The sequence below is a fragment of the Streptomyces sp. RKAG337 genome, assembly GCF_023701715.1.
In the GTDB taxonomy this organism is placed as follows: domain Bacteria; phylum Actinomycetota; class Actinomycetes; order Streptomycetales; family Streptomycetaceae; genus Actinacidiphila.
Genome location: NZ_JAJOZA010000001.1, coordinates 3,474,722 through 3,493,293, shown reverse-complemented (window position 1 = coordinate 3,493,293; position 18,572 = coordinate 3,474,722). Strand labels below are relative to the sequence as shown.

18 protein-coding genes and 1 pseudogene are annotated in these 18,572 nt (G+C 71.9%); 9 read left to right on the top strand and 10 right to left on the bottom strand.

The window, feature by feature from the left end:
* Positions 1-17: 17 nt before the first annotated feature.
* The 6 genes and pseudogenes from LNW73_RS15340 to LNW73_RS15315 all read right to left on the bottom strand — a co-directional run bounded on the left by LNW73_RS15340 (position 18) and on the right by LNW73_RS15315 (position 7,807).
* The gene (locus tag LNW73_RS15340; protein WP_250990281.1) at positions 18-1,133 is read right to left on the bottom strand and encodes a glycosyltransferase; all 1,116 of its coding nucleotides are present in this window, start codon (positions 1,131-1,133) and stop codon (positions 18-20) included.
* Positions 1,130-2,062, bottom strand: coding sequence for a polysaccharide deacetylase family protein (locus LNW73_RS15335; RefSeq protein ID WP_374118103.1), 933 nt, complete (start codon positions 2,060-2,062; stop codon positions 1,130-1,132). The genes LNW73_RS15340 and LNW73_RS15335 overlap by 4 nt, the downstream gene beginning before the upstream one ends.
* Positions 2,052-3,785, bottom strand: a complete 1,734-nt coding sequence (gene murJ / locus LNW73_RS15330; RefSeq protein ID WP_250990280.1) for a murein biosynthesis integral membrane protein MurJ — start codon at positions 3,783-3,785, stop codon at positions 2,052-2,054. Before murJ ends, LNW73_RS15335 begins: the two co-directional genes overlap by 11 nt.
* Entirely contained in the window at positions 3,782-5,152 is a 1,371-nt protein-coding gene (locus tag LNW73_RS15325; RefSeq protein WP_374118102.1) for an O-antigen ligase family protein, read from the bottom strand. Before LNW73_RS15325 ends, murJ begins: the two co-directional genes overlap by 4 nt.
* 2 nt (positions 5,153-5,154) lie before the next feature.
* A pseudogene (locus LNW73_RS36675) lies at positions 5,155-6,626 on the bottom strand (sugar transferase).
* A complete protein-coding gene (locus tag LNW73_RS15315; protein ID WP_250990279.1) occupies positions 6,623-7,807 on the bottom strand; it encodes a glycosyltransferase family 4 protein in 1,185 nt (394 codons plus the stop codon). Before LNW73_RS15315 ends, LNW73_RS36675 begins: the two are co-directional and overlap by 4 nt.
* Before the next feature lie 509 nt (positions 7,808-8,316).
* On the opposite strand from LNW73_RS15315, the gene LNW73_RS15310 reads away from it, so the two are divergent.
* The 6 genes from LNW73_RS15310 (at position 8,317) to LNW73_RS15285 (ending at position 11,882) form a co-directional block, all read left to right on the top strand.
* Positions 8,317-8,556 (top strand): chaplin, encoded by a 240-nt coding sequence (locus LNW73_RS15310; RefSeq protein ID WP_250976896.1) that lies wholly within the window; start codon positions 8,317-8,319, stop codon positions 8,554-8,556.
* A 125-nt stretch (positions 8,557-8,681) separates the two neighbouring features.
* Entirely contained in the window at positions 8,682-9,092 is a 411-nt protein-coding gene (locus tag LNW73_RS15305) for a rodlin (protein ID WP_250990278.1), read from the top strand.
* 292 nt (positions 9,093-9,384) lie between these two features.
* Complete coding sequence (locus LNW73_RS15300) at positions 9,385-9,618, top strand: chaplin (protein ID WP_250990277.1); 234 nt, start codon at positions 9,385-9,387, stop codon at positions 9,616-9,618.
* A 136-nt stretch (positions 9,619-9,754) separates the two neighbouring features.
* On the top strand, positions 9,755-10,546 hold the full coding sequence (locus LNW73_RS15295; RefSeq protein ID WP_250990276.1) for a chaplin: 792 nt from the start codon (positions 9,755-9,757) through the stop codon (positions 10,544-10,546).
* Between the two features lie 469 nt (positions 10,547-11,015).
* Positions 11,016-11,351 carry a hypothetical protein gene (locus LNW73_RS15290; protein ID WP_250976899.1) on the top strand — a complete coding sequence of 112 codons (336 nt, stop codon included), beginning with the start codon at positions 11,016-11,018 and terminating at the stop codon, positions 11,349-11,351.
* Positions 11,352-11,468: 117 nt separating this feature from the next.
* Positions 11,469-11,882, top strand: a complete 414-nt coding sequence (locus tag LNW73_RS15285; RefSeq protein ID WP_250976900.1) for a rodlin — start codon at positions 11,469-11,471, stop codon at positions 11,880-11,882.
* Positions 11,883-11,999: 117 nt separating this feature from the next.
* On the opposite strand, the gene LNW73_RS15280 is transcribed toward LNW73_RS15285, so the two are convergent.
* Positions 12,000-12,449 carry a hypothetical protein gene (locus LNW73_RS15280; RefSeq protein ID WP_250990275.1) on the bottom strand — a complete coding sequence of 150 codons (450 nt, stop codon included), beginning with the start codon at positions 12,447-12,449 and terminating at the stop codon, positions 12,000-12,002.
* The gene (locus LNW73_RS15275) at positions 12,446-12,925 is read right to left on the bottom strand and encodes a hypothetical protein (RefSeq protein WP_250990274.1); all 480 of its coding nucleotides are present in this window, start codon (positions 12,923-12,925) and stop codon (positions 12,446-12,448) included. Before LNW73_RS15275 ends, LNW73_RS15280 begins: the two co-directional genes overlap by 4 nt.
* 39 nt (positions 12,926-12,964) lie before the next feature.
* On the opposite strand from LNW73_RS15275, the gene LNW73_RS15270 reads away from it, so the two are divergent.
* From LNW73_RS15270 to LNW73_RS15260, 3 genes are all read left to right on the top strand, one after another.
* Positions 12,965-13,921, top strand: a complete 957-nt coding sequence (locus LNW73_RS15270) for a helix-turn-helix transcriptional regulator (protein ID WP_250990273.1) — start codon at positions 12,965-12,967, stop codon at positions 13,919-13,921.
* A gap of 76 nt (positions 13,922-13,997) precedes the next feature.
* A complete protein-coding gene (locus LNW73_RS15265) occupies positions 13,998-14,972 on the top strand; it encodes a DUF389 domain-containing protein (RefSeq protein WP_250990272.1) in 975 nt (324 codons plus the stop codon).
* Positions 14,973-15,138: 166 nt separating this feature from the next.
* Positions 15,139-17,232 (top strand): glycosyl hydrolase family 28-related protein, encoded by a 2,094-nt coding sequence (locus LNW73_RS15260; protein WP_250990271.1) that lies wholly within the window; start codon positions 15,139-15,141, stop codon positions 17,230-17,232.
* 29 nt (positions 17,233-17,261) lie between these two features.
* On the opposite strand, the gene LNW73_RS15255 is transcribed toward LNW73_RS15260, so the two are convergent.
* A complete protein-coding gene (locus LNW73_RS15255) occupies positions 17,262-17,723 on the bottom strand; it encodes a DUF4267 domain-containing protein (RefSeq protein ID WP_250990270.1) in 462 nt (153 codons plus the stop codon).
* A 74-nt stretch (positions 17,724-17,797) separates the two neighbouring features.
* A complete protein-coding gene (locus LNW73_RS15250) occupies positions 17,798-18,478 on the bottom strand; it encodes a hemerythrin domain-containing protein (protein WP_250990269.1) in 681 nt (226 codons plus the stop codon).
* Positions 18,479-18,572: the final 94 nt, after the last annotated feature.

The following is an 18,572-nucleotide window of genomic DNA, read 5'->3' as shown; positions in this document are numbered from 1 at the left end:
CTTTCTGTGGGCTCGGGTCAGGGCCGGGCGGCGGCGAGCGCGTACAGCTCGGCCAGCCGGCCGGCGGTGCCGGCGATGTCGTAGTGGCCGACGGCGGAGGGCACCGGAAGCCGGTGCGGTCCGGCCTCCTGGTGCTGCCGCAGGGCGGCGGCGAGCGCGTCGGCGCCGGCGCCGATACGCCGTGCGCCGGGTGCGTCCGCGGCGGGCAGGTCGTCGATGGCCGGGCAGGTGACGTACAGGACGGGCAACCCGGCCGCGAGGGCCTCCAGTACGGCGAGACCGAAGGTCTCCTCGCGGGAGGCGGAGACGAAGAGGTCGACGGTGGCGAGCAGCGCGGGGAGGGCCGGCGCCGTGCCGCGGTCGTCCGCGCCGCCGCTCTCGCCCAGCAGATGGATCCGGTCGGCCGCGCCGAGTCCGGCGGCCAGGCTCAGCAGCGCGTCGCGCTCGGGTCCCGCGCCGGCCAGCAGCAGCTGGGCGCCGGGGCGCCCGGCGACCGCGCGCACCAGCAGGTCGAACCGCTTGCTCGGCACCAGCCGCCCCACGCCGCCCACCACGAAGGCGTCCTGCGGGAGTCCGAGGCGGGTCCTGGTGGCCGCGCGGGCCGCGGCGTCGAAGCGGAACGCCCCGGCGTCGATGCCGTTGGGCACCGTGTGGATCCGCGGCCCGGGGATGCCCCAGGCGCGCAGCCGTTCGGCGACGGTGTCCGAGACGGCGACGGTCGCGCTGCCGAGTTTCTCGGTGCCCCGGTACAGGGCGCGGGTGCCGCGGGTGAGGGGGCGGCCCTCGATCGTGGTGGTCCCGAGGGAGTGCTCGGTGGCGACCACGGTGCGCACCCCGGCCAGCCGGGCGGCGATCCGGCCGTAGACGCAGGCCCGGTAGAGGTGCGTGTGGACGAGGTCGTAGCGCCCGGCGCGGATGAGCCGGGTGAGCCGGGGCAGCGCGGTGAGATCCCGGTTCCCGGTCATGCCCAGATGGGTGACGGGGGTGCCGTCGGCGCGGATGCCCTCGGCGACCGGACCCGGGTGGGTGAGGGTGATGACCTCGCAGGACAGCGGCAGATGCCGCAGCAGCAGCCGCAACTGCTGTTCGGCCCCGCCGATGCCGAGCCCGGTGATGATGTGCAGGACCTTCATCGGCCGTCCTGCTCGACCCGGGGTTCCGGGGAGACCGGCGAGCCCTCGGCGGCGCGCGCGTCCGGCACTTCGGGGGCGGTCGTGGAATCCCGGGTGGCGGTGGCGCCGGCGGTGCGGGCGTACGGCAGCGCGGCGTAGCCGCCCTCGAACGGCAGCGGGCGGCGGCGCAGCAGGTGGTGGAGGCGCTTGAGGTGGAGGCGCCCGGCGGTGTCCCGCTCCCCGACGTAGGCGCGGGGCAGCGCGTGCGTCCCGGTCAGCGGGCCCGCTCCGACGGCGCAGCCGTACGCGTAGCCGGCCGCGCGTACGGCGTTGACGACGCGGGCGTCCAGCTTGCCGTACGGGTAGCAGAAGCCCTCGGGGGCCTTCCCGGTGATCTCCTGGAGCCGGTCGCGGCTGCCGCGCACTTCGGCGGCCAGCACGTCGTCGGCGGTGGCCGTCAGGTCCAGGTGGACGAGGCCGTGGGAGCCGATCTCCATGCCGGCGGCGGCCGCGGCGCGGATGCCCTCCTCGGTCAGCAGCGGTTTGCGCGGCCCCAGTTCGTCCCAGTCGTTGGCGCCGCCGGGCCTGCCGGGCAGCACGAAGACGGTGGCGGAGTGCCCGTACCGGAGCAGCAGCGGTACCGCGTGCTCCACGAAGTCGGTGTAGCCGTCGTCGAAGGTCAGCCCGACGAGCCGCTTCCCGCGGCCGTCCGCGCGGGCGCGCAGCAGCTCCGCGACACCCACCCCGGTCAGGCCGCGGCTGGTCAGCCACCGCAGTTGCCGTTCGAGCCGGTCGGGGCTGACGGTGATCAGATACGGATCGTCGGCGCACTCCCCGACGGAGTGGTACATCAGCACCCACGGCGCTGTCCGACGGCCTCGTCCGGACAGGGTGTCGCGGGCGGCGGAGCGGCGCGGAGGGATGTGGGCGGGTGCGATATCAGCGGACATGGGGCAGCTTCCGTTTCACGGTGGCGAGCAGGTGCGGGACTTCCGGCACCCTTACGGCGGCGGCGGCCGCGGTGAAAATGGCCGGTACCACGAGGCAGCAGACGGCGGTGGACAGGAGCGGTCCCGGCAGCAGGCGGGCGGTCGCCCAGCCGGCCCCGGTGGCGACCGCGGCGGCCACGACGAGCCGGCCGAGAGCTGCCGCGACGGTGCGGGCCCTGATGGCGATCACCTGCGCGCCGAGGCCGCGCAGCAGCAGCACGGCGGTGGCCGTGATGCCCGCGGCGTTGGCGCCGGCGATGCCGTAGATGCCCCAGTACCCGACGGTGACGGCTCCCGCGGTGATGGTGATCAGCAGTCCGGCGCCCATGGCGGCGGCCGGGTACCAGGTGGGCCGGGCGGCCGAGAAGAACGGCCGGACCAGGGCCCCCACCATGCTCTGGCCGAGCAGGCCCAGCGCGTAGACCCGCATGACGGACGCGGTCGCGGCGGTGTCGGCCGCGTCGAAGGCGCCGCGCTGGAACAGCAGTTGGATGATCTGCGGCGCGCAGGCGATGACGAACGCGGTGCCGAGCAGCACCACGATGCCGGCCAGCGTCAGATCGCGTTCCACCCGGCGCCGGGCCTTCTCCGGCTCACCGTCGGCCAGCGCCTGCGCGACCACCGGGAAGGTGACGGTGACGATCATCAACGAGAGCACCATCGGCAGTTGGGCGACCTTCTGCGCGTAGTTCAGATGCGAGATGGCGCCCGCGGGGAGCGAGGCGGCGAGGAACCGTTCGATGAGCACCTGCGCCTGGCGGCAGAGGCTGAAGATGATGACGGGCGCCAGCAGAGCGACCCCGAGGGGCGCGGCGCCGGTGGCTCCGGCGGCCCGTGCGGCGGCCCGCACCGAGCGCCGCGGGCGCGGCCCGCGTGGCGGCAGCCGGCGCAGGAATGACGGGAGTTGGACGAGCACCATCAGCAGCCCGCCGACCGCGACCCCCGCCGCGGCGGCGCGCACTCCCCAACGCGCGTGGAGCAGCAGCAGGGTGGCGATGATGCCGACGTTGTAGACGACGTAGACGGCCGCCGGCGGGACGAAGCGGCGATGGGCGCGCAGCGCCGCGCTGAAGTAGCCGGTGAGGCCGAACGTCAGGACGGTGGCGGCGGTGAGGCGGGTGCAGTCGACCGCGAGCGCGGGGTCCTTCAGGCCGGGCGCCAGGATCCCGACGACGACGGGCGCGCCCAGTTCGAGCAGCACCATCGCCGCGCCCAGGGCGAGCAGCAGCCGGGGCAGTGTGGCCGCGAGCAACGCCCGTACGGGGTCCGGCCGTTGTCCCGCTCCGCGCCGGGCCAGGGCCAGGCTGAAGGCCGGGATCAGCAGCAGGGCCATCGCGTCCTCGATGAGGACGGTGGACGACAGTTCCGGCACGGTCCAGGCGACCAGGAACGCGTCGGTGGCGGGTCCTGCGCCGAAGAGGTGGGCGATCGTCTGGTCGCGGACCAGGCCCAGCAGCGAGCCGAGCGCGGTGAGCGCGGCGGTGACGGCCGCGGCCCGCGCCAGCACCCGCCCCAGGCCGGACGGTTGGGGCTGCTCCTTCGCCGGTCCGCCGCCGTCCGGCGAGAGGGAAGGAGCGGGGACGGCACCCGGGACGACACCGGGAACGACTGCTGGGACGCCCTCGGAGACGGCGGATCGCGGCGGGTGCGCGGGGGGTTCGGGTGGCGCCGTGGTGTCCGTCACCGGGTGGCCTCCGGGCGCAGTGCCCAGGCGGCGGCCAGCCCGAAGAGCATGGCGGTCAGCACGGTCGAAGGCCCGCCGATGTCCGCGTACAGGAAGTCGACGCACTGCCAGAGCAGCAGCCCGGTCGCGATCAGCCCGCACTCGGTGCCGCGGCCCGCGCGCCGGGCGCCGGCCAGCCGGCTCAGCCCGACGGCCAGCAGCGCCGCCCAGCTGCCGACGATCAGCGTGATCCCGATCAGCCCCTGCTCGCTGAGGATGAGCAGGTACATGTTGTGCGGCGACAGCAGGGGTTCACGCGCGAACCCCTGCCCCGCGCCGTCGGTGTCGCTGCCGGACGACAGGTTGAGCGCGGCGTGCCCGTCGCGGTGGGCGGGGAAGCCCTTGAGGCCGACGCCGGTGGCCGGCCGCTCGCGCCACATGTCGGTGGCGGCGGCCCACAGGCTGTACCGGTCCGTCACCGACGAGTCGGGCGCGTCGGTCACCTGCGTGATGCTGGCGACCCGGTCGCTGATCAGCTGGGAGCCCACCCCGGCGCCGCCGACCAGCACCACCCCCGCCGCGGCCGTCACCGCCAGGATCCGTACCGCCTGGCGCCAGCCGGCCAGCACGGTCATCACCGAGCACGCCAGCACGGTGGCGATCCAGGTGCCGCGGCTGAAGGACAGCACCAGCGGGACCACGAGCGCGGCGGCGCAGCCGAGCGCGACCGGCCGCAGCCGGCGGGGGGAGCCGGGCGCGGCCGGCGCGAGGGCCAGGCCGACGGAGATCACCAGCCCGTAGGCGACCACGGTGGCCATGCCCATCACGTCCGACGGCCCGAACGTGCCGACGGCGCGGATGTTCTCGCCGACGTACGAGGCGCCGGTGCCCGTCGCGTACTGGTAGACCCCGAACGCGCCCTGCACCAGGGCGAGCAGCACGACGGAGCCGGCCACCACCAGGAAGTCGCGGCGGGTGCGCAGCAGCAGCACCAGCGCGGTCGGCACGAGGACGAAGACCTGGAGGTACCGCACGAATCCGGCGACACCGGCCGCCGGATCGGCGGCGGCGAGGGTGGCCACCGCGATCGCGACGACGGGGGCGCCCAGGACGAGGGCGGCCCCCGCGGTCAGCGGACGCGTCCGCGCCCGCAGCGCCCGGACGGCGCAGAACGCGACCAGTACTCCCGAGGCTGCGTCGGCGGGGGTCATCTTCCCGGAGGCGCTCACATCCCCCGCGCCGACGGGGGCCGCGAGCAGCAGCACGGTCGCCACCGCGGGCAGCAGCGGCCCCAGCCAGGCCCATCGGCCCACGGCGCGGCGGGCCGGGGGGCGGGCGGCCGGCGCGTGCCGAACGGGGCGGGGGGCGGTGTCCGGGAGGACGGCCACGCTCAGCTCCCCCCGAACCGGAAGAGCGCCGTCGCGGTGCGCAGCAGGATCCGGATGTCCTGCCACAGCGACCAGCTCTCGATGTAGTGGTTGTCGAAGCGGGCCCGGTCCTCGATGGAGGTGTCGCCGCGCAGCCCGTGGATCTGCGCCAGGCCCGTGATGCCGACGGGCATCCGGTGCCGCTCCTGGTAGCCGGGGTACGTCTGGCTGAACTGGCGGACGAAGTAGGGCCGTTCCGGCCGGGGGCCGACCAGGCTCATGTCGCCGCGCAGGACGTTCCACAGCTGCGGCAGCTCGTCCAGCGAGGTACGGCGCAGGAAGTGGCCGACGGCGCTCATCCGCCGGTCGTGGGAGACGTTCCACCGGGTGGCCGACTCCCGCTCGTCGCTCGGCCGCAGGGTGCGGAACTTCAGCAGGACGAACGGCCGCCCGTCCAGGCCGACGCGCTCCTGCCGGAAGAGCACCCCGGGGCCGTCGGAGAGCCGCACGGCCAGTGCGCTGAGCGCCAGGATCGGGGCGGCGGGCAGCAGCGCCAGGAAGGCGAGCAGGGCGTCCAGCACCCGCTTGGCGATCAGGCCGGCGCCGGGGCGCGGGTAGGGGTCGAGCCGGGCGCAGGCGAAGCCCCACAGATGGCCGGCCGCCGGCCGCCCGGCGGTCCTGGAGCCGGGCCCCGACGTGACCTGCCACAGACAGCAGCCGCGGGCGGCGAGCAGCCGGACCAGGTTCGCGGCCGCCGGGTTGCCCGCCGGGGGCCGGCGAACACGGCGTAGCGCACGGAGTTCTGGATGATCGCCCGGTGGATGTCGCCGACGGAGCCGAGCACGGGAAGTGGCGAGTCCGTGCCCGGGGTGTTGTACGGGTGCACCACGCCGACCGGCCGCATGCCGTACTCGGGGTGCGCGTACAGCACGTCGGCCACCTGCTGGACGACGGGACCCGCCCCGACGAGCAGCGTCGAGCGCGGGTGGCGCGTCGCCGACCAGCGCTGGAACCGGTAGATGACGGCACGGGCGGCGCAGGCCAGCAGGCTGGTCGCGGCGATCGTGGTGAGCAGCACCGGCCAGCCGGGGGAGTGCGCCGGGCGGACGGCGGCCAGGGTGGTGGCGGAGGCGCACCAGGCGAGGGCCGAGCAGCCCACCAGCGCGGGCAACTCGTCGAGTGCCGCCGGGTCGAGGCCGGTGCGGTAGAGCCCGGCGTAGGTGTGCAGGAGCGTCAGGCACACCAGGAGCGGGCCGAGCAGCAGCACCGGGGAACCCGGGCGGACGGCCAGCACGCCGGCGGCGGCCAGGCAGTCGGTGACGACGAGCGGGACGACCGCCCGGTGGCGGACGGCGACCCGTGCGTGGGGGCGCCGCTGCACGGCGGCGTCGGACGGTTGCCGGGGTGGCGAGATCGGGGCGTGGGTGGCGGGCGCGACCGTGGTCTGCCGCACGTTCCGGGCCGGGTGGGGCGCGCTTGCGCTCTCCGTCGTCATCGCGTGATGCGTTCCCTGCACTCGGGTCGCGACGGATCGAGCAGGTCGCGGTAGAGGTCCGCGACCGATGCCGTCGTCCGCCGCACGTCGTATGTCGTGCGCACGTGGTTGAGGGCCCGGCGGGCCGCGGTGGCGCACACGCCGGGGTTGGTCAGCAGGCCGAGCAGCGCCTGGGCGAGGGCGCCCGGATCCTCCGGCGGCACCAGGCAGAAGCGGTCCTGACCGGGCGGCAGGCTCTCCCGCGCGCCGTCGACGTCGGTCATCACCACGGGGCGGCCGCAGGCCATCGCCTCCAGCGGGGCCAGCGCCATCCCCTCCCAGCGGGACGGCTGGACGACCACGTCGGCGGCCCGGTACCAGGGGACGGCGTCGCGGGTGGCCCCGGCGAACAGCACCCCCTCGGGGGCGTCCCGGAGCAGCCGGGCGCGGTCGGGCCCTTCGCCCACCAGGACCAGCCGGGCGTCGGGCAGCCGGGCGGTGACCTCGGGCCAGGCCCGCAGGAGCAGGTCCTGGCCCTTCTGCGGACACAGCCGGCCCACGCAGACCACGAGGCGGTCGGCGGGACCCAGGTCGGTGAGGGCGGGCAGCGAGGTGCGCAGCCCGAGTGCCGTGTCCTGCGGTCCGCCGTCCGGGGTGAAACGGTCGAGGTCGACGCCGTTGGGAACGACCGCCCAGCGGGCGTCGATCCCGGCGCGTTCCCCCGTCAGCCGTTCGCTCTCGCTGACACAGAGCACCCGGGTGGCCCAGCGCGCGGCCCACCGCTCCCAGCGCAGAGCGGCGTACGCGGTCGCTCCGCCGACCGCCTCGAAGGACCAGGCGTGCGGCTGGAACACCGTCGGGACCCGGCCGCGCACCGCCAGCCGTCCGGCCAGTCCGGCCTTGGCGCTGTGGGCGTGCAGCAGGTCGGGACGCACCTCGCGGACCACCCGGCGGGCGCGGGCGGTCTCGGCGGGGAGCCCGGGGCCGGGGGAACGGCCGGCCGCCCAGGGCACGATCTCGGCGCCCGCCCCGGCCGCGTCGTCGGCCAGGACACCGCCGGGAGGGCAGGCCACGACCGCACGGACCCCGTCACGTACCTGGGCCCGCACCAGGTCGGTGACGACGCGGGCGACCCCGCCGTCGACCGGCTGAACGAGGTGGAGCACCGTCAGCCGGCCCGGGTCCTGCTGGTGTTGCGGCATCGCGCGCCGTTCTCTCTCTCCGCGACATGAAGAATCGGATGTGTGCTGCCTGCCCTGTCCGCCACATCAGCGGGCTGTCTCGCTATCAACGAGGGGTCGGCCGGGCAGGTAATCCTTGTTCGGCGCGCCGGCGCGAAATCGGAGCTTTGACGAACTCCTGTTCGCCCGCTCGCAAATGCCGGCGGAATGCTGGTTGCTCTCCACAGTCAACCATCCGAACAGGAATGCACCGTGACAGAGCGCGGGTTGAAAATCACGCAGGACGCGCTGACCACGGCTCCTAGCACATTCTTACGACCAACTGATCAATCAATGTCACGTGTTGACGTACCGACGTTTGTCGAACGGGTTCACGAAAGCGCGTGCCGAATCGTTCCGCAGTCCGTACACATGCGCGGGAATTCACCTTCCGGGGGAGATACCCCCGGGTGTGCCGGTGCGTTGATAGTGCCGTTGGCCCATCCGGGCCAACGCCGCTTTCCGGCCCTCCAGTAGAAAAAGGTGTTCCCTTGTCACGCTTCGCCAAGGCAACCGTTCTGACCGCTTTCGCCGGTGCCGCTGTCGCCGGTGCGTCCGGTATCGCTTTCGCGGACTCCGGTGCCCAGGGTGCCGCTGTGGAGTCGCCCGGTGTCGGTTCCGGCAACCAGATCCAGGTCCCGGTGCACGTGCCCGTCAACCTGTGCGGCAACTCGGTCAGCGTGATCGGCCTGCTCAACCCGGTATTCGGCAACGCCTGCGTGAACCGCTGACCGCACGGCTCGTCGTCCGGGCCGGGGCTGTCACCGTTCGGGTGAAGGACCATAACTAAACCTGCGATGGACGGTTGATCAGTCCGACCCGGTACCGGGGCAATCTCGCACAAGAAGGAATCATCGTGATCAAGAAGTTCCTCGCCACGGCTGCGGTGGCTGTCTCCGTCGTCGGCGCCACCGCCGCGATGGCCGCGCCCGCGATGGCGATCGGCGACGACAACGGCGCCAGCACCACCAACGGCAACGGTTCCGAGCAGTCGTACGGCAACACCTACACCAGCGGCTACATGAGCCCCTCGTTCGCGCTCGTCCAGGGTTCCCTGAACAAGCCGTGCATCGCCCTCCCGGCGAAGGCCAACGTCGGTTCGCTCGTCGGCCTGGTTCCGATCACGGTCCAGGACATCAACGTCCTGTCGTCGCCGCAGAACCAGCAGTGCACCGAGAACTCCTCGCAGATCAAGGGCGACGAGCCGCTGTCGCACATCCTGGACCAGATCCCGGTCCTCTCCGGCAACGGCGCGGGCAACCACTGATCCGCATTGCCTGAAGGCCCTGGCCGCCGGTGACCACCACCGGCGGCCAGGGCTGTTTTGCGTTCCCCTTAATTCGCACCTGGAGCCGTATTCAGTACGGCAATTCGTGAATTACGGAAGCCGAAGTTACGGCATTCGGGTGGATGATCACGGCAGCGGCACATGAAGGGTTTCTCCAGCCATCGGCAGTCGTTACCCCGGATGGTAGCGGCGTCACGGGCGGCAAGAAATTCCCCCGGGCAGCACGACGGTCGTGACTGTGATCGACGCCCCTACGGAAAGGGAGCTCAACGTGAAGTACTCGAAGGTTGCCGCAATCGCCGCAGGAACGCTGATGGTCATGGGCGGCGCTGCCCCCGCATTCGCCGACGCCGGCGCCCAGGCCGAGGTCTCGCACTCCCCGGGTGTGCTGTCGGGCAACAGCCTTCAGATCCCGATCCACATCCCGGTCAACGTGTGCGGCAACACGGTCAACGTCATCGCCCTGCTCAACCCGGCGTTCGGCAACGCCTGCACCAACAAGTGACGTTGGTCCCCAGCCCGTGAGGGCGACCCGTTGCGGCCCCGGAGCGCTCGCCTGTGCTCCGGGGCCGCTTCGGTTGCGGCGTGCGGGAGACCTTCCCGCGCGCTTCGTGAAACACCCATGGCAGGGAAGAGAGTCGATGCGACAGGCCTTGAGCAGGAGTCTGATCACCGTCGCCGCGGCGAGCGGAGTGCTCGCCATGACCGGCGGCTACGCACACGCCGATACGGAGGCCCAGGCGACCACGTCGAACTCGCCGGGCGTGCTGTCCGGCGACAGCATCCAGGTCCCGGTGGACGCGCCGGTGAACGTGTGCGGCAACACGGTCGACGTCGTGGCCCTGTTGAACCCTTCGATGGGCAACGGCTGCGGCAACGAGTCCGCCCCGGCGCACGAGCGGCACGCGCCGGTACCCGCGCAGCACACCGGGACACCCGCGCAGCACACCGGGGCACCCGTGCACGGGAAGGCCCAGCACGGCGGCCGGCACCGCAAGGAGCAGAGCGGCCACCACGGCATGCGGCACGACGAGGCGAACACCACGTCGGGCTCGCCCGGTGTGGGCTCGGGCAACAGCGTCCGGGTTCCCGTCCAGGCCCCGCTCACCGTGTGCGGCGACTCGATCGACGTCGTGGCGCTGCTGAACCCGGCCATGGGCGCCAACTGCGGCGGGGAGGAGTGGACCCCGCCGCCGACGCACCCCCTGCCGCCGCCGGTCCGGCACACCCCGCCGACGACGCACCTCACCCCGCCGCCGGTCGAGCAGATCACGCCGCCGAAGCACGCGGCCGCGACCCGGCCCGTCGTTCCGGTGCGCGCGCAGCTCGCCGAGACGGGTTCCGGGGACCTCGGTACGGCCGGAGCGGTCAGTGCCGGGCTGCTGCTGAGTGGAGCAATGCTCTACCGCCGAACGCGCGCCGCGAGGGTCTGATCGAATTGATCCGTTGACGCGATGGGGAAACGGCCTGCCCCGGTGTCTCGCGACAGGAGATTCGCGAGGTGCCCGAATCGGCGAATTCGCCGGCGGCTGGGGGCCCACCTCGGGCAGGCCGTGCGCAGGAATCTGCGGACTCCTCGTGCGTCTTCGATAGTACGGGCCGGACGCCACGGTCCCCCTGGCCGCACCGCGACTTCACGCGAACGAGAATATGTCATTTCGCTTGTTTCAAATGCGTTCGCCTCTTTCCGGTACTCCGGGCCGGAATCCAGAGAACTCAATTGATACTAGAATTGCATGAGTTCTTCACTTTCGAGTGATTGCCAAGAAGGATCTTTCCTCATGGTTTCCGTTGCGCGGCGGGGTCGTTAGCCAGGGGGACTACGGCGTCGTGAGCCACCAGCCGCTCACCCGGCCGCCACCTCGGTGGCCGTCCCGGGCGCCGCCACTGAAAGGGTTGACAGTGAAGTTCTCCAAGGTTGCTGTGGTCGTCGCCGGTTCCGTGATGGCCGTGGGTGCCGCCGCGCCGGCGTTCGCCGCCGACGGGGCCCCGATGCCGACCAGCATCAACGGCGGCCTCGACCAGGCCTTCGCGGCGCAGCCGGTGCAGCAGGCGGGCGACGCCAGCCTCGGACCCGTGGTGGGCGCGGTCTCCAAGACCACCGACAAGCTGCGGTCGGACACCTCCACGAACTCGCTCCTGGGCCAGACGACCGACGCCGCCAAGAACCTGACGCCGACGCTGGCCGGCGCCGCGAAGGCCACGTCGCTGCTCGGCGGCCTGCCCCTCGGCGGCTGACTTCACTGTGCGGGGCGATTTCCGCCAATGGAATGAAGCTCCGGAACCAAACCCGTTCTGAACGGTTGATCTCTTCGCCCCGACTCAGGGCATCCCCCCGCAGACAAAGGACTGATCATGATCAAGAAGTTCCTGGCCGGCGCCGCCCTGGCGGCCTCTGTCGTCGCCGTCGGTGCCGCCACGGCCCCGCAGGCGATGGCCATCGGTGATGAGTCGGGTCTCAACACCGTGAACGGCAACGGGTCGGAACAGTCCTACGGCAACACCCACACCGACGGCATGCAGAGCCCGCAGATCGGCCTCGTGCAGGGTTCGGTCAACAAGCTCTGCGCGGGCGTCCCGGTCAAGGCCAACGTCGGCTCGCTCGTCGGCATCCTGGTTCCGGTCACGGCGCAGGACATCAACGTCCTGGCGTCGCCGCAGAACCAGCAGTGCGCCGAGAACTCCACCCAGGGCAAGGGCGACGAGGCCGCGTCGCACATCCTGAACCAGATCCCGGTGCTCTCCGGCAACGGCGCCCACAACGGCTGACGCCCGCCACGCACCACTCCGGGTCGCCGGCCCATCTCCTCCGGCGACCCGGTCCCCTTCCCGCGCGTGGCCGGCGGCGGGCTGTGGTGAGAGCTCAGCGGTGAGGGGTCAGAGGGGTCAGCGGCGGGTGAATTCCATGATCCAGTTGGTCACCCAGGTCTTCTCCCCGTCCACCGAGAACGCCTGCTCCCAGCGCGCGGAGTCCTCCGTGATCCCCGACCAGATGAAGCGGGCCCTGACCTGCTGCCCCGCGTGCATGTCGTCCCCGTAGAACTCCCCGACGCCGTCGGTGAAGGTTCCGGTCACCGGAGGGAACAGCGTCCCGGTGCGGTTGCTGGCCCAGTACAGCGACCACTCCTTGCGCTCGGTGTCGTACAGCCGCACGGTCAGCCCGGCGAACTCCTTGGTCGGGAAGACGATCTCGTCGAAGTTCGCGCCCCCCTCGAAGTGCCCCGAGGCGTGGCTGACGGCCGGGAACTCCTCCCACTCGCTGGTCTCGTCGAGGAAGTCGGTGCGCCACCGGTTGGCGACGTCCCAGCTGCCGGTGAGGAAGTCGAAGTCGTTCATGAGCGGTCTCCTGTAGTGCCCTCGGGGAGTGAGTCGGCGAGATAGGCGGCAAGGTCGGGGCGGTCGGGCGCGAGCATGTGCCGTACCCAGGCGTCCCGTTCATGGAGGAGCGGCGGCAGCTCCCAGACGCAGCCGATCAGCGTCGGCTCCAGCCGGACGAAGTGCGTCGGGTCGTTGTCGGGACAGCCCAGCACCGGCTGACCGCCCGCCGCCCCGGCGAAGTGCAGGGCGTTGTCCCAGGCCCAGCTGTACGCGTTCAGGTACGCTCCGTCGTCCCCTCCCCTGTGGAGGACGATGAAGGTGGCCTGCGGCGTACCGTCCGGCTCGGGCAGCAGCTCGGGGAGGATCGCGTACGCGGCCTTCTCGACCTCGGGCTCGATCCCCGCCGGGTCGGCGGTGACGTGGTAGCGCTTGATGGAGCGGCCCCCCACCTCGACCGGTGGCAGCACCCGCAGCAGTTTCTCCGTGAAAGCCATGGCTGGACCGTAGAGCCACTTCACTGACATCTTGTGTCAGTGAAGTCCAGCCGTCTGCTCTCCGTTCTGCTGCTGCTCCAGACCCGGGGCCGGATGACCGCCGCCCAGCTCGCGCAGGAGCTGGAGGTGTCGGTACGGACCGTCTACCGGGACGTCGACGCACTGCACGCGGCGGGCGTCCCGCTCTACGGCGACGCCGGGCACTCCGGCGGCTACCAGCTCCTCGCCGGCTACCGCACCCGGCTGACCGGACTGAGCGCGGGCGAGGCGGAGGCGCTCTTCCTCTCCGGGATCCCCGGCCCCGCCGCCGAGCTGGGACTCGGCGCCGCGCTCGCCGGCGCCCAGCTCAAACTGCGCGCGGCGCTCCCGCCCGAGCTGCGCGCCCAGGCCGAACGCATGCAGGCGAGATTCCATCTCGACGCGCCCGGCTGGTACGCGGACGACGCTGACGTCCCGCATCTGCCGCAGGTCGCGGACGCGGTGTGGCACAGCCGGGTGCTCGACGTCCGCTACCGCCGCTGGAAGGCGCCGACCGATGTCGACCGGCGCCTGGAGCCGTACGGGCTGGTGCTCAAGGCGGGCCGCTGGTACATCGTCGCCGGGCCGGGACCGTACACCTACCGCGTCGACCAGATCCTCGAACTCACCGTGCTCGACGAGGAGTTCCAGCCACCCGGGGACTTCGATCTGGCGGGCTACTGGCAGCGCTACCAGGCGGACTTCCACGCCCGTCTCCACCAGGGCGAGGCGCTGGTCCGGCTCGCGCCGGGCGCCGCGTCCCGGCTCACCGGAGCCGCCGCCCGCGCCCTGGCCGCCACCGGAACCCCGGAACCGGACGGCTGGACCCGCGCGACGCTTCCGATCGAGTCCCTCGACCACGCCCACGGCACCTTCCTCGCCCTCGGCACGGACGTCGACGTCCTCAGCCCCCCGGAACTGCGCTCCCGGCTGGCCGAGACGGCCCGGACCCTCGCGGAGCGCTACGCCTCCGCGTGACGGCGGCGCCGGCCTGGAGACGACGAGCCTGGGGACGACGAGCCCGGGGGAGGGCGAACCCGGGCACAATGACGCTGTGCTGCATGTGCGAGTGATCAGTCCCGTGGAACGCACCGACGAGGTGCTGAGGACCGCCACCGACTGCCCCGCGGTGGTCAACGTGGTGCGACTGTCCGGCGCGGCGTACGCGCCGCCGGGCGACGTCGTCGAGTTCGACGTGGCCCGGGAGGCGGCCAACGGCGTGCTCGCGCAGTTGCGCGCGCTGGGGTTGAAGGACAGCGGTGGGATCACCGTCGAGGAGCTGTATCTGTCGATCTCCACCGCCGCGGAGAAGGCCGAGGAGCTCGCACCGGGGGAACCCGACGACGCCGTCGTCTGGGAGGAACTGGCCGCGCGCACCGCCGCCGAGACCCGCCTCACCTGGGCGTTCCTGGCCTTTCTGGCGCTCGCGACACAGATCGCGGCGATCGGCGCGCTGCTGGACCAGCCGATCCTGATCGTCGGCGCGATGGTGCTGGGCCCCGAGTTCGGGCCGGTGGCGGCGGCCTGCTTCGGCGTGCTGCGGGGCGATCTGCGGCTGATCGGCGCGGCCGTGCGCACCCTCGTCATCGGTTTCGCCGTCGCGATCGCGATCACGACGGCCTGCGCGGTCACCAGCCGGCTGCTGGGCTGGATCACTCCGGACATGCTGGACAACAGACCGACGACCGACTTCATCATCCACCCGGACAAGTGGTCGTTCATCGTGGCGCTGCTGGCCGGCGTCGCGGGAATCCTGTCGATGACCGCGGGCAAGTCCGCGGCCCTGGTGGGCGTCTTCATCTCGGTCACCACGGTCCCGGCGGCGGGCAACATCGCCGTGGCGGTCGCGCTCGCGCACTGGCACGAGGTCGCCGCCTCGTTCCAGCAGCTCGGCGTGAACCTCGCCGGCATGCTGCTGGCCGGCACGGTCACCCTCTTCGTCCAGCGCTTCCTGTGGAACCGCTACGGCCTGCACGTCGCGACGGGCCACCGTCCGGACGGCACCGCCGCAATGAATCAAGGAAGTTGACGCAAGACTTCGACGGACCGCCGTATTTTGAAGGTAAGTCGACGGAATTCTTCGGTAGGAACCTTGTGGAACCGGGAGTGGGGTCCTACTGTCACCTCACCCTCATGGCGGCCGCTTCGCCGTGCGGGTCCCAGGCGTTCGTCCTCCCGAGAGAAACGAGCATGCGATGTCACGGAGCATCACCGGTGCTGTGGCGAAGTGGTCGGACGTACCGCGGCGAAGAGCCGCGGTGGCGGTCGCGTCGCTGACCGCGGCGGCCGTCGGGCTCAGCGTTCTGGCCGGTGGGACGGCCTCGGCGGGATCTGCCGCGGGCGGCGGTGCCGGCCCGGTGGTGACGCGCGCCGCCCTTGCTCCGGCGCTCGTCGCGGGCCGGGGCGCGAGCGTGGGATTCGCCGAGCAGGAGGCGGAGAACGCCGCGACGAACGGCACGGTCATCGGCCCGGGCCGCACCGCGTACACGCTGCCGGCGGAGGCGTCCGGGCGCCGGGCGGTCTCCCTGACGCCGGGCCAGTACGTCGAGTTCACGCTGCCGGCCGCGGCCGACGCGATCACCGTGCGCTACAGCATTCCGGACGCGCCGGGCGGCGGCGGGATCACCGCACCGCTCGACGTCACCGTGAACGGCAGGAACCGGACCACCGCGACCCTGACGTCGCAGTACTCCTGGCTGTACAACCAGTATCCGTTCTCGAACGACCCGAACGCCGGGCTGCTGCACCCCGATTACTGGGTCACCGAGTGCGGCTGTGTGCCCGCCGCCACGACGCCCGCCCCGGAGTTCGCGACGCCGTTCCGCCCGAACCACTTCTACGACGAGCAGCGGCTGTCGCTCGGCAGGAAGTACCGCGCGGGCGACAAGGTGCGGCTCACCGTTCCCGCCGGGAGCAGGGCCTCGGCCACCACCATCGACCTGCTCGACTCCCAGCTCGTGGGCGCGCCGCACCTCGCCGTCGTCGCGGCGAACGTGCTGGCGTTCGGCGCCGACCCGTCGGGCCGGCGCGACTCGGCCGACGCGATCGACCGGGCGATCGCCTTCGCGCAGCGGACGCACCTCAAGGTCTACATTCCACCGGGCACCTACCAGGTGAACCGCCACATCGTCGTCGACAACGTGACGATCGAGGGCGCCGGCAGCTGGTACACGATCATCAAGGGGCACGAGGTCTCCCTCAGTACGCCACTATCGGGGCACCCCCGGCCGGAGGTTGGGGGAGGCTCGGTGCACACCGGGGTCGGTTTCTACGGCAAGGACGCGGCGGCCGGCGGCAGCAGCAACGTCCACCTGTCCGGCTTCGCCGTCGAGGGCGATGTGCGCGACCGGGTCGACACCGACCAGGTGAACGGGATCGGCGGGGCGCTGAACAACTCGACGATCGACGGCCTCTACCTCCACCACACCAAGGTCGGCATGTGGTTCGACGGGCCGATGACGAATCTGCGGATCACCGACAACGTCATCGCCGACCAGATCGCCGACGGCCTCAACTTCCACACGGGTGTCACGCACTCGCTCGTGTCGAACAACTTCGTCCGCAACTCGGGTGACGACGGCCTCGCCATGTGGTCCGAGAAGACCGGGAACGCGGGCAACACCTTCGACCACAACACCGTGCAGACGCCGGTGCTCGCCAACGGCATCGCGATCTACGGCGGCACCGACAACACGGTCTCGAACAACCTGATCGCGGACCCGATCCGGGAGGGCAGCGCCATCCAGGTCGGCTCCCGCTTCGGCTCCGAGGCGTTCACCGGACATCTGTGGATCACCGACAACACCACGGTCCGCGCCGGCACGTACGAGCTGAACTGGAACATCGGGCTCGGGGCGATCTGGTTCTTCGCGCTGGAGAAGAACATCGATGCGGACATCCGGGTGACCGGTGACCACTTCCTCGACAACACCTACAACGCGATCATGCTGGTCTCCGACTGGCCGGTGAAGGACCTGTACTCGATCACGAACGTCCACTTCAAGGACATCAGGGTCGACGGCACGGGAACCTCGGTGGTCAGCGGCCGCGCGGCGGGATCCTCGTCCTTCGAGAACGTGGACGCCCGCAACGTCGGTGCGGTCGGGGTCAACAACTGCGGCTCGTTCCACTTCACTCCCGCCGGATCGGAGTTCGCCCTGACCGATCTCGGCGGCAACGACGGCGGCGGTACGACCGGCCCCTGGCTCGCGCCCTGGGAACTGCCGAACACCATCACCTGCGACGACCGTCCGGCGGTCGTCGCACCGCCGGCCCCGTCCGCTTGGTGACATCCAACTGAGCTTGTGATGAAGGGAATTCACCGCTTCAGAGCGGGGTCGGCCGTCCGGGAAGCCTCCCGGGCGGCCGGCCCCGCGGTCGTGGGGGCGCTCGACGGGACGGGGCGCTCGCGAAGGAGCAGCCCGGCGGTCACCGCGACCGCCGCGGCGGTGAGGCCGTGGACCCCGTACGCGGTGCCGGCGGAACCGTCGTTGCTCAGCACGACCACCATGTCCCCGGCCGGGACGAAGGTGATCGCCAGCATCGCCCAGCCCAGTGCCGTGCGGTGCCCGGTCAGAAGGAGCGCGAAGATGACCAGGCCGGTCGCGATGTCGCGGACGCCCTTGACGGCGAGGAAGGCCGTGCCGTCCTGCTGCGGCCAGGTCGGGAGACCGAATCCGGACGCGGTCGTCCGGGGGGCGAGCAGATAGCTGAGGCCGACGTAGATGATGAACGCGCCGCCGATGACGGCGAGGGCGGTGGTGACGTGCTTCCGGGTCATGACAGGTCTCCTTGTGCGTGAAGGGGTGAGGCTCGGCGGTCGGTGAGGTGTGCGGGTCGGCCGGCGCGGGTCGGTCAGCGGGCCCCGTTGCGGATGCGGCGGACCTTGCGGTTGTACGCGGGGCTGCCGACGACGTACCAGAGCAGCCGGGCCGGGAGCGGCAGCTCGCCGAGGATCTTCGCGCGCTCGGTCCCGTCGGCCTCTTCGAGGACCATGCCGAGGTAGAACAGCAGCTTGGGCTTGGGCGTCGTCGCCATGAAGTGATCGCCGAGCGCGTTCCACTCCTTCACGGACAGGTGCCGTTCGGCGAGCGGGAGCAGATTCTGCTCCTCGTCGTCCAGGTGCTCGACGAGGACGGCGCGGTGCTCGGTGAGAGCGGCCACCAGCAGATCGCGTTCCGCCTCGCCGGCCGTGGCCTCCCAGCCGGGCAGCGCCGCTTCGGCCCGGGCCAGCGTCGCCGCGATCCCTTCGTGCTGGGCTTCCATCCGCAGCACCAGATCGGCCTCGATGTCGACCCGGGCCAGGAGCGGTGGCCAGAGATGGTCGTCCTCGCCGTGGTGGTGGTTGGTCAGCCCCAGCAGGTAGTCGCGGAAGTGCGCGGCGAGCACGCCGGCGCGTGCGGTGTCGCCCGGGGCGACGGCTGCGATCAGCTCCGTGAGGAGCCGGGACTCCCGGCGGAGTCCGAGGTGGATGACCACCATCTCGTGGGTGTCGGGGCGGGCGTCGGCCTGGGGTGCTGCGTTCTTCGTCTTCATGTGGGAAGCCTCGTCGGCGGCTCCTGGAAGGGACTTGGAACGGACTTGGAATCAGGACTTGGAACCAGGGCTTGGAATGCGGGCCGGGAAGGCG

Excerpts from the sequence above, each read along its gene's own strand:
- LNW73_RS15335 (WP_374118103.1), bottom strand. The coding sequence starts at position 2,062 with ATGTCCGCTGATATCGCACCCGCCCACATCCCTCCGCGCCGCTCCGCC.
- LNW73_RS15280 (WP_250990275.1), bottom strand. The coding sequence starts at position 12,449 with ATGAACGACTTCGACTTCCTCACCGGCAGCTGGGACGTCGCCAACCGG.
- LNW73_RS15285 (WP_250976900.1), top strand. The coding sequence starts at position 11,469 with ATGATCAAGAAGTTCCTGGCCGGCGCCGCCCTGGCGGCCTCTGTCGTC.
- LNW73_RS15295 (WP_250990276.1), top strand. The coding sequence starts at position 9,755 with ATGCGACAGGCCTTGAGCAGGAGTCTGATCACCGTCGCCGCGGCGAGC.
- LNW73_RS15250 (WP_250990269.1), bottom strand. The coding sequence starts at position 18,478 with ATGAAGACGAAGAACGCAGCACCCCAGGCCGACGCCCGCCCCGACACC.
- LNW73_RS15260 (WP_250990271.1), top strand. The coding sequence starts at position 15,139 with ATGTCACGGAGCATCACCGGTGCTGTGGCGAAGTGGTCGGACGTACCG.
- LNW73_RS15255 (WP_250990270.1), bottom strand. The coding sequence starts at position 17,723 with ATGACCCGGAAGCACGTCACCACCGCCCTCGCCGTCATCGGCGGCGCG.
- LNW73_RS15315 (WP_250990279.1), bottom strand. The coding sequence starts at position 7,807 with ATGCCGCAACACCAGCAGGACCCGGGCCGGCTGACGGTGCTCCACCTC.
- LNW73_RS15275 (WP_250990274.1), bottom strand. The coding sequence starts at position 12,925 with ATGGCTTTCACGGAGAAACTGCTGCGGGTGCTGCCACCGGTCGAGGTG.
- LNW73_RS15340 (WP_250990281.1), bottom strand. The coding sequence starts at position 1,133 with ATGAAGGTCCTGCACATCATCACCGGGCTCGGCATCGGCGGGGCCGAA.